This window comes from Streptomyces sp. NPDC047971, assembly GCF_040653355.1.
In the GTDB taxonomy this organism is placed as follows: Bacteria; Actinomycetota; Actinomycetes; order Streptomycetales; family Streptomycetaceae; genus Streptomyces.
Window position 1 is genome coordinate 16,722 of record NZ_JBEZNW010000064.1, and the last position, 13,427, is coordinate 30,148.

Annotated in this window: 14 protein-coding genes; all 14 read left to right on the forward strand. The window is 70.9% G+C overall.

The features are described 5' to 3' along the window. Positions 1-87: 87 nt before the first annotated feature. The 14 genes from AB0D99_RS33985 to nusB all read left to right on the forward strand — a co-directional run bounded on the left by AB0D99_RS33985 (position 88) and on the right by nusB (position 13,394). On the forward strand, positions 88-519 hold the full coding sequence (locus AB0D99_RS33985) for a DUF948 domain-containing protein (protein WP_362371449.1): 432 nt from the start codon (positions 88-90) through the stop codon (positions 517-519). A gap of 6 nt (positions 520-525) precedes the next feature. Beyond that, positions 526-879 (forward strand): DUF6167 family protein, encoded by a 354-nt coding sequence (locus AB0D99_RS33990; RefSeq protein WP_362371452.1) that lies wholly within the window; start codon positions 526-528, stop codon positions 877-879. Then, the gene (gene alaS, locus AB0D99_RS33995) at positions 879-3,548 is read left to right on the forward strand and encodes an alanine--tRNA ligase (protein ID WP_362371455.1); all 2,670 of its coding nucleotides are present in this window, start codon (positions 879-881) and stop codon (positions 3,546-3,548) included. Before AB0D99_RS33990 ends, alaS begins: the two co-directional genes overlap by 1 nt. A 2-nt stretch (positions 3,549-3,550) precedes the next feature. Continuing rightward, positions 3,551-4,015, forward strand: a complete 465-nt coding sequence (ruvX, locus tag AB0D99_RS34000; RefSeq protein WP_362371488.1) for a Holliday junction resolvase RuvX — start codon at positions 3,551-3,553, stop codon at positions 4,013-4,015. Between the two features lie 101 nt (positions 4,016-4,116). Beyond that, a complete protein-coding gene (mltG, locus tag AB0D99_RS34005) occupies positions 4,117-5,880 on the forward strand; it encodes an endolytic transglycosylase MltG (RefSeq protein ID WP_362371458.1) in 1,764 nt (587 codons plus the stop codon). Continuing rightward, positions 5,880-6,710: a shikimate dehydrogenase gene (locus AB0D99_RS34010; RefSeq protein ID WP_362371461.1), complete on the forward strand. Its 831-nt coding sequence runs from the start codon at positions 5,880-5,882 to the stop codon at positions 6,708-6,710. Before mltG ends, AB0D99_RS34010 begins: the two co-directional genes overlap by 1 nt. A gap of 176 nt (positions 6,711-6,886) precedes the next feature. Next, positions 6,887-8,071: a chorismate synthase gene (aroC, locus tag AB0D99_RS34015; protein ID WP_362371464.1), complete on the forward strand. Its 1,185-nt coding sequence runs from the start codon at positions 6,887-6,889 to the stop codon at positions 8,069-8,071. Next, entirely contained in the window at positions 8,068-8,586 is a 519-nt protein-coding gene (locus AB0D99_RS34020) for a shikimate kinase (RefSeq protein WP_362371467.1), read from the forward strand. The genes aroC and AB0D99_RS34020 overlap by 4 nt, the downstream gene beginning before the upstream one ends. Next, the gene (gene aroB, locus AB0D99_RS34025) at positions 8,583-9,677 is read left to right on the forward strand and encodes a 3-dehydroquinate synthase (RefSeq protein WP_362371470.1); all 1,095 of its coding nucleotides are present in this window, start codon (positions 8,583-8,585) and stop codon (positions 9,675-9,677) included. The genes AB0D99_RS34020 and aroB overlap by 4 nt, the downstream gene beginning before the upstream one ends. Beyond that, positions 9,674-10,120 (forward strand): type II 3-dehydroquinate dehydratase, encoded by a 447-nt coding sequence (locus tag AB0D99_RS34030; protein WP_362371473.1) that lies wholly within the window; start codon positions 9,674-9,676, stop codon positions 10,118-10,120. Before aroB ends, AB0D99_RS34030 begins: the two co-directional genes overlap by 4 nt. Positions 10,121-10,251: 131 nt before the next feature. Beyond that, entirely contained in the window at positions 10,252-11,160 is a 909-nt protein-coding gene (locus AB0D99_RS34035) for an AAA family ATPase (RefSeq protein ID WP_362371476.1), read from the forward strand. Between the two features lie 78 nt (positions 11,161-11,238). Continuing rightward, entirely contained in the window at positions 11,239-12,345 is a 1,107-nt protein-coding gene (locus AB0D99_RS34040; RefSeq protein WP_362371479.1) for an aminopeptidase P family protein, read from the forward strand. A 48-nt stretch (positions 12,346-12,393) separates the two neighbouring features. Next, the gene (efp, locus tag AB0D99_RS34045; RefSeq protein ID WP_362371482.1) at positions 12,394-12,960 is read left to right on the forward strand and encodes an elongation factor P; all 567 of its coding nucleotides are present in this window, start codon (positions 12,394-12,396) and stop codon (positions 12,958-12,960) included. Positions 12,961-12,962: 2 nt separating this feature from the next. Then, entirely contained in the window at positions 12,963-13,394 is a 432-nt protein-coding gene (gene nusB / locus AB0D99_RS34050) for a transcription antitermination factor NusB (protein ID WP_362371485.1), read from the forward strand. Positions 13,395-13,427 lie beyond the last annotated feature (33 nt).

Genomic DNA, 13,427 nt, shown 5'->3' on the forward strand with positions numbered 1-13,427 from the left:
ATCCGGTACGGGGAGAGAGCCCGGGCGCGATAGGGTCGGAGGACGACTTTTGGCAAGGGCCCAACGACGAACAGGGAGCGGTGCGGAGTGACCGGTGGAGAGGTTGCCGGGATTCTGGTGGCCGTGTTCTGGGCGATCCTCGTCTCCTTCCTCGCCGTGGTGCTGGTGAGGCTGGCGCAGACGCTCAGGGCGACCACCAAGCTGGTGGCGGACGTGACCGAGCAGGCCGTCCCGCTGCTGAGCGACGCCTCCGTCGCCGTGCGGTCGGCGCAGACCCAGCTCGACCGGGTCGACGCCATCGCCTCGGACGTCCAGGAGGTCACCTCCAACGCCTCGGCGCTCTCCTCCACCGTCGCCTCGACCTTCGGCGGCCCGCTCGTCAAGGTCGCGGCCTTCGGCTACGGGGTGCGCAAGGCCCTGGGCCGCGGCCGTGACGAGGCGCCGCCGGCGTCCTCGCGACGAACCGTCGTCGTCGGCCGGACCGTGCCGGCCGCGCGACGCCGGAAGCAGAAGGGCTGACGCGCGATGTTCCGCCGTACGTTCTGGTTCACCGCGGGCGCGGCCGCCGGCGTCTGGGCCACCACCAAGGTCAACCGGAAGCTCAAGCAGCTGACCCCGGAGAGCCTCGCCGCCCAGGCGGCGAACAAGGCGATCGAGACCGGCCACCGCCTCAAGGACTTCGCTCTCGACGTCAGGGCGGGCATGGTCCAGCGCGAGGCCGAACTGGGCGAGGCCCTCGGCCTGGAGGCGTCCGCGGACGCCCCGGCCGAGCGCGAGCTCCCCGGGCCGCGCCGCGGCGCCGCGCTCGACGCCGCCCCGAACACCACCACCACGTATTCGTACCGAACGATTTCGTACAACCGGAATGAGGACCACTGATGGAGTCGGCTGAAATCCGCCGCCGCTGGCTGAGCTTCTTCGAGGAGCGCGGGCACACCGTCGTGCCTTCGGCGTCGCTCATCGCGGACGACCCGACTCTGCTTCTGGTCCCCGCGGGCATGGTGCCCTTCAAGCCGTACTTCCTCGGCGAGGTGAAGCCGCCGTTCTCGCGCGCCTCCAGCGTGCAGAAGTGCGTGCGTACGCCCGACATCGAAGAGGTCGGCAAGACCACCCGCCACGGCACGTTCTTCCAGATGTGCGGCAACTTCTCCTTCGGCGACTACTTCAAGGAAGGCGCCATCAAGCTCGCCTGGGAGCTGCTGACCACCTCGGTGGAGCACGGCGGCTACGGGCTCGAGCCGGAGAAGCTCTGGATCACGGTCTACCAGGAGGACGACGAGGCCGAGCAGATCTGGCGCGACGTCGTCGGCGTCCCGGCCGAGCGCATCCAGCGCCTCGGCAAGAAGGACAACTACTGGTCGATGGGAGTCCCCGGCCCCTGCGGACCCTGCTCCGAGATCAACTACGACCGCGGCCCCGAGTTCGGCGTCGAGGGCGGCCCGGCCGTCAACGACGAGCGGTACGTGGAGATCTGGAACCTGGTCTTCATGCAGTACGAGCGCGGCGAGGGCTCCGGCAAGGAGGACTTCCCGATCCTCGGCGAGCTGCCGTCCAAGAACATCGACACCGGTCTCGGTCTCGAGCGCCTGGCGATGATCCTCCAGGGCGTGCAGAACATGTACGAGACCGACACCCTGCAGGTCGTCATCGACAAGGCCACCGCGCTCACCGGTGTCGCCTACGGCAAGGCCAACGAGAGCGACGTCTCGCTGCGCGTCGTGGCCGACCACATGCGGACCTCCGTGATGCTCATCGGTGACGGTGTCACCCCGGGCAACGAGGGCCGCGGATACGTGCTGCGCCGCATCATGCGCCGCGCCGTCCGGAACATGCGCCTGCTCGGCGCCACCGGACCCGTCGTCGGCGAGCTCGTGGACACCGTGATCAACACGATGGGCGAGCAGTACCCCGAGCTGGTCACCGACCGCAAGCGGATCGAGACCGTCGCCCTCGCCGAGGAGACCGCCTTCCTCAAGGCCCTCAAGGGCGGCACCAACATCCTCGACACCGCCGTCACCGAGACCAAGGCCGCCGGCGGAACGGTCCTCTCCGGCGACAAGGCCTTCCTGCTCCACGACACCTGGGGCTTCCCGATCGACCTCACCCTGGAGATGGCCTCCGAGCAGGGCCTCTCCGTGGACGAGGACGGCTTCCGCCGCCTGATGAAGGAGCAGCGGGACCGCGCCAAGGCGGACGCCAAGGCCAAGAAGACCGGCCACGCCGACATGACGTCGTACCGGGAGATCGCCGACGGCAACGGCGCCACCGAGTTCACCGGCTACACCAACACCGAGGGCGAGAGCACCGTCGTCGGTCTCCTCGTCAACGGCGTCTCCTCGCCGGCCGCCTCCGAGGGCGACGAGGTCGAGGTCGTCCTCGACCGCACCCCCTTCTACGCCGAGGGCGGCGGTCAGATCGCCGACCAGGGCCGGATCAAGCTGCACAGCGGCGCGGTCATCGAGGTCCGTGACGTCCAGCAGCCCGTTCCCGGTGTCTCCGTGCACAAGGGTTCCGTGCAGGTCGGCGAGGTGACCGTGGGCGCCACCGCCTATGCCTCCATCGACGTGCGCCGCCGCCGGGCCATCGCCCGCGCCCACTCGGCCACCCACCTGACCCACCAGGCGCTGCGCGACGCCCTGGGCCCGACGGCCGCCCAGGCCGGTTCCGAGAACCAGCCCGGCCGCTTCCGTTTCGACTTCGGCTCGCCGAACGCCGTCCCCGGCGCGGTCCTCACCGACGTCGAGCAGAAGATCAACGAGGTCCTCTCGCGCGAGCTCGACGTCCACGCCGAGGTCATGCCGATCAACGAGGCCAAGCGCCAGGGCGCCATCGCCGAGTTCGGCGAGAAGTACGGCGAGCAGGTCCGCGTCGTCACCATCGGCGACTTCTCCAAGGAGCTGTGCGGCGGTACGCACGTCGGCAACACCGCCCAGCTGGGCCTGGTGAAGCTGCTCGGCGAGTCCTCCATCGGCTCCGGCGTGCGCCGTATCGAGGCCCTCGTGGGTGTCGACGCGTACAACTTCCTCGCTCGCGAGCACACGGTCGTCGCCCAGCTCCAGGAGCTGGTCAAGGGCCGTCCGGAGGAGCTCCCCGAGAAGATCTCGGCCATGCTCGGCAAGCTGAAGGACGCCGAGAAGGAGATCGAGAAGTTCCGCGCGGAGAAGGTCCTCCAGGCCGCCGCCGGTCTCGTCGACTCCGCCCAGGACATCCGCGGCCTCGCCCTCGTCACCGGCCAGGTCCAGGACGGCACCGGCGCCGACGACCTGCGCAAGCTGGTCCTCGACATCCGTGGCCGCTTCCCGTCCGACCGTCCGGCCGTCGTCGCCCTGTTCACCACGGCCAACGGCAAGCCGCTCACGGTCATCGCCACCAACGAGGCCGCCCGTGAGCGCGGTCTCAAGGCCGGCGAGCTGGTCCGGACGGCCGCCAAGACCCTCGGCGGCGGTGGCGGAGGCAAGCCGGACGTCGCCCAGGGCGGCGGGCAGAACCCCGAGGCGATCGGCGAGGCCATCTCGGCCGTCGAGCGTCTCGTGGTGGAGACGGCGTGACGATGCGTCGCGGCCGTCGACTCGCGATCGACGTCGGGGACGCCCGGATCGGGGTCGCCTCGTGCGACCCCGACGGGGTCCTCGCCACCCCGGTGGAGACCGTGCCGGGACGTGACGTCCCGGCCGCCCACCGGCGGCTGAGGCAGATCGTCGAGGAGTACGAACCGATCGAGGTCGTCGTGGGCCTGCCCCGCTCGCTCAGCGGGCGGGAGGGCCCGGCGGCCACCAAGGTCCGTGCCTTCGCGCGGGAGATGGCGAAGGGCATCGCGCCGGTCCCGGTCCGGCTGGTAGACGAGCGGATGACCACGGTGACGGCCACCCAGGGCCTGCGGGCCTCGGGCGTGAAGGCGAAGAAGGGCCGGTCCGTCATCGATCAGGCGGCCGCCGTGATCATCCTTCAAAACGCTCTTGAGTCCGAACGGGTATCAGGTAATCCGCCCGGAGAGGGCGTCGAAGTGGTCATCTGATCGCGATACGGTAACGTTCCGCGCGATGCGGTGGTGTTCGAACAGCTACCGCACAACGTAGAGGCGGATCGTCCGGAAGCCTCGCGGCTGTTTGGGGATCGATGACTGAGTATGGCCGGGGCCCTGGCTCCGAACCGTGGCATCCCGAGGACCCGTTGTACGGGGACCAGGGATGGGGAGGCCAGCAGCCGTACCCGCAGCAGGCGCAGTACGGCCAGGACCAGTACGCCCAGGGGCAGCTCGGTCAGGACCAGTACGCCCAGGGGCAGTACGCCCAGGGTTCCTACGCCCAGGACCAGTACGGTCAGGGCGGGCAGCAGGGGTACGACCAGCAGCGGTACCAGCCTCAGCAGACGCATCAGGGCCAGCAACAGCAGCCGCAGCAGTACGGCGATCAGCAGTACGGTCATCAGACGTACGGCGGCCAACAGGGGTACTCCGGGCAGGGCTACGACACGCCCGGATATCCCGCACAGCAGTACGACACGGGGTGGGAGACGGGTCAGGCGGCGATGCCGTACGGCACGGCTCCCGCCGATCCGTACGGCGGCCAGAACCCCGACCTCTACGGCACCCCCGAGGCGTACCCCCCGCCGAAGCCCCCCGGCCGGCGGCAGGGTCCGCCGGAGCCGGTGGTCGACTGGGAGGCGGAGCCCGAGGAGGAGGAGCGGCACCCCTTCTTCACCGGCGAGAACGGCGCCGATGACGACGGTTACGACGACGAGCCGTCCGACGACGGTTCGTCGCGGGGCGGCCGTGACCGCCGGGGCGGCAAGGGCCAGAAGGGCAGGAAGGGCAAGAACGGCGTCGCATGCCTGGTCGTCGCCCTCGTCCTCGCCGGTGGCGTCGGCGGCATCGGCTACTTCGGCTACCAGTTCTGGCAGGGCCAGTTCGGCTCGGCGCCCGACTTCGCGGGTGACGGCAGCGGCGAGATCCAGATCGAGATCCCCAAGGGAGCCGGCGGCTACGAGATCGGCAACATCCTCAAGAGGGACGGTGTCGTCAAGAGCGTCGACGCCTTCGTCGCGGCGCAGGGCAAGAACCCGAAGGGCACCCTGATCCAGGCGGGCGTCTACACGCTGCGCAAGGAGATGTCGGCGGAGAGCGCCGTCGCGATGATGCTCGACCCGGCGAGCCAGGCCGGCCTCATCATTCCGGAAGGCATGCGGAACGTCGCGGTCTACGAGCAGATCGACAAGGAGCTCGAACTCCCGAAGGGCTCGACGCAGAAGGCCGCCAAGGAGAAGGCCGGCGACCTGGGGCTGCCGGACTGGGCGAAGAACCACAAGGACGTGAAGGACCCGCTGGAGGGCTTCCTCTTCCCGGCGAAGTACCCCGTGGCCAAGAACAACAAGCCCGAGGACGTGCTGCGCAAGATGGTCGCCCGCGCCAACGCGGAGTACACGAAGTACGACCTGGAGGCCAAGGCGAAGGAGCTCGGGGTGGAGAACCCGTGGGAGCTCATCACCATCGCGAGCCTCGTCCAGGCCGAGGGCACGTCCCACGACGACTTCCGCAAGATGGCCGAGGTCGTCTACAACCGGCTCAAGCCGAGCAACCCGCAGACCTACGGCAAGCTCGAGTTCGACTCGACGTACAACTACATCAAGAACCAGAGCAAGATCGACCTCACCCTTGAGGAACTGCGCAAGTACGACAATCTGTACAACACGTACTTCTACAAGGGTCTGCCGCCGGGTCCGATCGGAAACCCGGGCAACGAGGCGCTGAAGGGCGTGGTCGACCCGACGAGCGACGGCTGGTACTACTTCATCTCGCTCGACGGCAAGACGTCCAAGTTCACCAAGACCAACGCCGAACACCAGAAGCTCGTCAACGAGTTCAACAAGTCGAGGAAGAACTGATGCCGTCGACGCGTCGCGCCGCCGTCCTCGGCTCGCCCATCGCCCACTCGCTCTCCCCGGTCCTGCACCGGGCGGCATACGCCGCGCTCGGCCTCGACGGCTGGTCGTACGACCGGTTCGAGATCGACGAGGCCGGGCTGCCCGAGTTCGTCGCGGGGCTGGACGGCTCCTGGGCCGGCCTGTCACTGACCATGCCGCTGAAGCGCGCGATCATCCCGCTGCTCGACGAGATCAGCGACACGGCCGCCTCGGTGGAGGCCGTGAACACGGTCGTCCTCACCGAGGACGGCCGCCGTGTCGGCGACAACACCGACATCCCCGGTCTGGTCGCCGCCCTGCGTGAGCGGGGCGTGGAGAAGGTGGAGTCCGCCGCCGTGCTCGGCGCCGGGGCCACCGCCTCCTCGGCGCTCGCCGCGCTGGCGCGCGTCTGCTCGGGTCCCGTCACCGCCTATGTACGGAGCGGGGCACGGGCCGACGAGATGCGCGGCTGGGGCGAGCGGCTCGGCGTGGACGTCCGCACCGCGGACTGGGGGAGCGCGGCGGAGGCGTTCGACTCCCCGCTCGTGATCGCGACCACGCCGGCCGGGACGACGGACTCCCTGGCACCCGCGGTCTCCGGCGCCCCCGGCACCCTCTTCGACGTGCTCTACCACCCCTGGCCGACCCCCCTCGCCGCGGCGTGGTCCGCACGGGGAGGCACGGTCCTCGGCGGCCTGGACCTCCTCGTGCACCAGGCCGTCCTCCAGGTCGAGCAGATGACCGGTCGCGCCCCGGCGCCGCTGGAGGCGATGCGGCGGGCGGGCACCGAGGCGCTCGCGTCCGGCGCCTAGTCCCGGCACGGCGCCGGGTCGGTCCCCCGCCAGCTGACATATTCGTCTCGCGCATCGTCCGATAACTGGACCTGAACCGGGATACGTCGCCGAACGTGGGAGGATCGATGACGGCGGGCCAGGGCCGCGCACCTGGTCGCGCCAAGCAGTTCTGGGCGCGAGCATGAGGAGCATCGTTGAGCAGGTTGCGCTGGCTGACAGCCGGAGAGTCGCACGGACCCGCGCTGGTCGCGACGCTGGAGGGCCTTCCCGCCGGCGTCCCGGTCACCACCGCACTCGTGGCGGACCACCTCGCACGGCGGCGCCTCGGCTATGGGCGCGGCGCGCGCATGAAGTTCGAGCAGGACGAGATCACCTTCCTGGGCGGTGTCCGGCACGGGCTCTCCCTCGGTTCGCCGATCGCCGTGATGGTCGGCAACACCGAGTGGCCCAAGTGGGAGAAGGTCATGGCGGCCGACCCGGTCGACCCGTCGGAGCTCAAGGAGACGGGCCGCAACGCGCCCCTGACCCGCCCCCGGCCCGGCCACGCCGACCTCGCCGGCATGCAGAAGTACGGCTTCGACGAGGCCCGGCCGATCCTGGAGCGCGCCAGCGCCCGTGAGACCGCCGCCCGCGTCGCCCTCGGAGCCGTCGCCCGGTCCTTCCTCAAGGAGGCCGCGGGCATCGAGATCGTCTCCCACGTGGTCGAGCTCGCGGCCGCCAAGGCCCCGTACGGCGTCTACCCGACCCCCGCCGACGTTGAGAAGCTCGACGAGGACCCGGTGCGCTGCCTCGACGCGGACGCGTCGAAGGCGATGGTCGCGGAGATCGACCAGGCCCACAAGGACGGCGACACCCTCGGTGGCGTCGTCGAGGTGCTCGCGTACGGCGTGCCCGTCGGCCTCGGGTCCCACGTGCACTGGGACCGCCGCCTCGACGCGCGGCTGGCCGCCGCGCTCATGGGCATCCAGGCCATCAAGGGCGTCGAGGTCGGCGACGGCTTCGAGCTCGCCCGCGTGCCCGGCTCGAAGGCCCACGACGAGATCGTCCGGACCGAGGACGGCATCAAGCGCACCACCGGCCGTTCCGGCGGCACCGAGGGCGGCCTGACCACCGGCGAGCTGCTCCGCGTCCGTGCCGCGATGAAGCCGATCGCGACCGTCCCGCGCGCGCTCGCCACCGTCGACGTCGCCACCGGCGAGGCCGCCCAGGCCCACCACCAGCGCTCCGACGTCTGCGCGGTCCCCGCCGCCGGCATCGTCGCCGAGGCCATGGTCGCGCTCGTCCTCGCCGACGCCGTCGTCGAGAAGTTCGGCGGCGACAGCGTCCCGGAGACCCGCCGCAACGTCCAGTCGTACCTCGACAACCTGCAGATCCGGTGACCGGACCGCAGGTCGTCCTGGTCGGGCCGATGGGGTCCGGCAAGTCCACGGTGGGGGCGCTCCTCGCCGAGCTGCTCGGCGCGCCCTACCGGGACACCGACGCCGACATCGTCGCCGCCCAGGGCCGTGAGATCGCGGACATCTTCATCGAGGACGGCGAGGAGCACTTCCGCGCCCTGGAGCGCGAGGCCGTACGGACCGCGGTCGCCGAGCACGAGGGCGTCCTCGCGCTCGGCGGCGGCGCGATCCTCGACGCCGGCACCCGGGAGCTCCTCACCGGACTGCCGGTCGCCTATCTCTCGATGGACGTCGAGGAGGCCGTACGCCGTGTCGGTCTCAACACCGCGCGGCCGCTGCTGGCCGTCAACCCGCGCCGGCAGTGGCGCGAGCTGATGGAGGCGCGCCGCCACCTCTACACCGAAGTCGCCCGGGTCGTCGTCGCCACCGACGACCGCACCCCCGAAGAGGTCGCGGACGCGGTCCTCGACGCTCTGGAGCTGAAGAAGGACGTATGACGGACCAGGAAGTGACCCGAATCCAGGTCGGCGGTTCGGCGGGCACGGATCCGTACGAGGTGCTGGTCGGGCGGCAGCTGCTCGCCGAGCTGCCCGCCCTGATCGGGCAGAAGGCCAAGCGCGTCGCCGTGATCCACCCCGAGGCGCTGGCCGAGACGGGCGAGGCGCTGCGCGCCGACCTCGCCGAGCAGGGCTTCGAGGCCGTCGCCATCCAGGTGCCCAACGCCGAGGAGGCCAAGACCGCCGAGGTCGCGGCGTACTGCTGGAAGGCGCTCGGCCAGACCGGCTTCACCCGCACCGACGTCATCGTCGGCGTGGGCGGCGGTGCGACGACCGACCTGGCCGGCTTCGTGGCCGCCACCTGGCTGCGTGGCGTCCGCTGGATCGCCGTACCGACCACGGTCCTCGGCATGGTCGACGCGGCCGTCGGCGGCAAGACCGGAATCAACACCGCCGAGGGCAAGAACCTCGTCGGCGCCTTCCACCCGCCCGCCGGTGTCCTGTGCGACCTGGCCGCGCTGGATTCGCTGCCGGTCAACGACTACGTCAGCGGCATGGCGGAGATCATCAAGGCCGGTTTCATCGCCGACCCGGTGATCCTCGACCTGGTGGAGGAGGACCCGCAGGGTGCCCGTACGCCGAACGGACCGCACACCGCCGAGCTGATCGTCCGCTCGATCAAGGTCAAGGCGGAGGTCGTCTCCGGCGACCTCAAGGAGTCCGGCCTGCGGGAGATCCTGAACTACGGTCACACCCTCGCCCACGCCATCGAGAAGAACGAGCGGTACAAGTGGCGGCACGGCGCGGCCGTCTCCGTCGGCATGATGTTCGCCGCCGAGCTCGGCCGTCTCGCCGGCCGGCTCGACGACGCCACCGCCGACCGTCACCGCACCGTCCTGGAGTCCGTCGGTCTGCCGCTCACCTACCGCGGTGACCAGTGGCCCAAGCTCCTGGAGACCATGAAGGTCGACAAGAAGTCCCGCGGCGACCTGCTGCGCTTCATCGTCCTCGACGGGCTCGGCAAGCCGACGGTGCTCGAAGGCCCGGACCCGGCCGTGCTGATCGCCGCCTACGGCGAGGTGTCCGCGTGAGCGACGTCCGTCCCGTCCTCGTGCTGAACGGCCCGAACCTCGGCCGGCTCGGCTCCCGCGAGCCCGACATCTACGGCGCCACGTCGTACAAGGGCCTGGTCGAGTCGTGCCGTGCCCTCGGGACCGAGCTCGGTTTCGACGTCGACGTGCGGGAGACCAACGACGAGGGCGAGATGATCCGCTGGCTGCACGAGGCAGCGGACGGCTCGATCCCGGTCGTCCTCAACCCGGGTGCCTTCACGCACTACTCGTACGGGATGCGGGACGCGGCCGCCCAGCGGACCGCGCCGCTGATCGAGGTGCACATCTCGAACCCGTACACCCGGGAGGAATTCCGGCACACCTCGGTCGTCGCCGCGGTCGCGACCGGGACCGTCGCAGGATTCGGCATCGGCTCCTACCGGCTCGCCCTGCGGGCGCTCGCGGAGGAACTGACCGACTGACGCCGGAGGGGCCCCGGGAGGCGAACTCGTCACCCGGGGCACTTCGGACCGCCCCCGGCCGTTCCCCCTGCGGGAGCCGGGGGCGGTAACGTTCCTGGAAGTATCGGCCGTACGAGACGGAGTGGCACCGGATGCAGCACGCAGTGGGGGCTCCGTTGCCACCGCACGAACCCACCGGCTGGACGCAGGGCGCCGGGCGACCGCCGATGGCGCAGGGCGGACACCAGGCTCCGCACCCGCACCCCCACCCCGTTCCTCCCGGTCCGCCACCGGCGCCCCAGCCCGCTCCTCCCGGTCCGCCGCAGACGCCCCACCCCGCGGCGCCGCCCGCCCCCGGATGGACGACCGGCGGAGTGCCGCCGCACCCCGGGCAGCCGCACGCGGGACAGCCGGCCCCCCTTCCGCGCGACACCACCACCGGGCACGTCCAGCTGCCGCCCGTGGCCATACCCGCGCCGCACGCCGCCGAGCCCGGCACCGGCACGGCGACCCTGGCCGTCCTGCTGATCGGCCCCGCGGGCGCCGGGAAGACGACGGTCGCCCGTCACTGGGCCCAGCGCCGGCGCGTGCCGACCGCCCACATCAGCCTCGACGACGTCCGCGAGTGGGTCTGCTCCGGCTTCGCCGACCCCCAGTCCGGCTGGAACGAACACTCCGAGGCCCAGTACCGCCTGGCCCGCCGCACCTGCGGCTTCGCGGCCCGCAACTTCCTCGCCAACGGCATCTCGTGCATCCTCGACGACGCCGTCTTCCCCGACCGCCCCGTCGTCGGCCTCGGTGGCTGGAAGCGGCACGTCGGCCCCGGACTGCTGCCGGTCGTGCTCCTGCCGGGCCTGGAGATCGTCCTGGAGCGCAACGCCGAGCGCAGCGGAAACCGGCGCCTCTCGGACGAGGAGGTCGCGTCCATCCACGGCCGCATGGCCGGCTGGTACGGCTCCGGCCTGCCGATCATCGACAACTCCAAGTACGACGTCGAGACCACCGCCCGCGTGCTCGACGAGGTCCTGGCCCGGTCCATAGCGAGCCCACCCGCCTGGTGACGGGCCGAAGCGGCTGCCGATGGCCCGGTCGGCCGCGCTGAGCAGGCCGGGGCGGCCCGCCGCTCGTAGGCTCGGAACATGTCAGAGGTGTATGCGGACCGCCGGATGCGGCTGCGCGACCGGTGCGCGGCGGCCGGCGCCCCGGCGGCCCTGGTCTCCCGTCCCGCCAACGTCCGCTATCTCGCGGGCGGTTCACCCCTCGGTGCCGTGCTGCTGGTCGGCCCGGACGAGGACGTCCTGGTCTGCCCGACCGCCCCGGGCGGTGATCCGGCCGACGGGCGGCTCGACGAGCTGCTCCGACAGGCCGTGCTGCCCGCGGCGGGCGGGGATCCGGCCGTCGCGGCCGTCGACTTCGCCCGCAAGGCGGGTGCGGACGCCCTCGCCGTCGAGGAGCACCATCTGACGGTGGCCCGCCACCGCGCCATGGGCTCGGTGGCGCCGCAGCTCCACCTCGCCGATCTCGGCGGAGCCGTCGAGCAGCTCAGGATCGTGAAGGACGAGGACGAGATCGCCTGTCTGCGGATCGCGGCCGAGATCGCCGACCAGGCGCTGGGGGAGCTGCTGGAGTCCATCCTGGTCGGGCGGACCGAGCGGCACCTCGCACTGGAGCTGGAGCGCCGGCTCGTCGACCACGGCGCGGACGGGGCCGCGTTCCCGACCTCCGTAGCCACCGGCCCGAACTCCGGCCGGGGCGCACACCGGCCCTCCGACCGCAGGGTCGAGGAGGGAGATTTCCTCTCCGTCTGCCTCGGCGCCAACTACCGTGGCTACCGCTGCGAGATCGGCCGTACGTTCGTCATCGGCACCACCCCCGCGGACTGGCAGATCGAGCTCTACGACCTCGTCTTCGCCGCTCAGCGTGCGGGCAGGGAGGCCCTGGCACCCGGCGCGGAGTACCGGGACGTGGACCGTGCCGCCCGCCAGATCCTGGACGCGGCCGGCCACGGAGAGGCCGTTCCGCCCTTCACCGGGCACGGTGTCGGCCTGGAAATCGACGAGGACCCGCAGATCGCACCCTCGGCCATGGGTAAACTGGACGCTTGTGTGCCGGTCACCGTCGAACCGGGGGTCCACCTCCCGGGCCGGGGCGGGGTCCGGATCGATGACACGCTCGTCGTGCGCCAGGAGGCGGACGGCGGACCCGAGCTACTCACCATCACGACCAAGGAGCTGCTCGCGCTGTAGGGCGCGTACGCCTCCCGGTCCCACGTCAGTCCAGGAGATTCCGCAACCGTGGCTTCCACGAACGACCTCAAGAACGGCATGGTGCTCAAGCTCGAAGGCGGCCAGCTCTGGTCCGTCGTCGAGTTCCAGCACGTCAAGCCCGGCAAGGGCCCGGCCTTCGTGCGCACCAAGCTCAAGAACGTGCTGTCCGGCAAGGTCGTCGACAAGACCTTCAACGCCGGTGTGAAGGTCGAGACGGCCACCATCGACCGCCGCGACATGCAGTTCTCGTACATGGACGGCGACTACTTCGTCTTCATGGACATGCAGACCTACGACCAGCTGATGGTCGAGCGCAAGGCCGTCGGTGACGCCGCCAACTTCCTGATCGAGGGCTTCACCGCCTCCGTCGCCCAGCACGAGGGCGAGGTGCTCTACGTCGAGCTCCCGGCCGCCGTCGAGCTGACCATCCAGCACACCGACCCGGGCGTCCAGGGCGACCGCTCCACCGGTGGCACCAAGCCGGCCACGCTGGAGACCGGTCACGAGATCCAGGTCCCGCTCTTCATCACCACCGGTGAGAAGATCAAGGTCGACACCCGCACGAGCGACTACCTCGGCCGGGTGAACAGCTAACCGTGGCTGCCCGCAGCAAGGCCCGTAAGCGCGCCTTCCAGATCCTTTTCGAGGCCGACCAGCGCGGTGCGTCCGTGCAGGAGGTCCTCGCGGACTGGGTCCGGCACGCACGGTCCGACGACCGTCAGCCGCCGGTCAACGAGTTCACGATGCAGTTGGTCGAGGGGTACGCGGACCACGCGAACCGGATCGACGAGCTCATCGCCACCTACGCGGTGGACTGGGACCTGGACCGGATGCCGGTCGCCGACCGGAACATCGTGCGCCTCGGCGCGTACGAGCTGATCTGGGCCGACGAGACGCCGGACGCCGTGGCGATCGACGAGGCGGTGCAGCTCGCCAAGGAGTTCTCCACCGACGAGTCGCCGACCTTCGTCAACGGCCTTCTGGCCCGCTTCAAGGACCTGAAGCCGCGCCTCCGCCGGGACGCCTAGCCCCCGGCAGCCGAAGGGGCCCGCAGCACGATG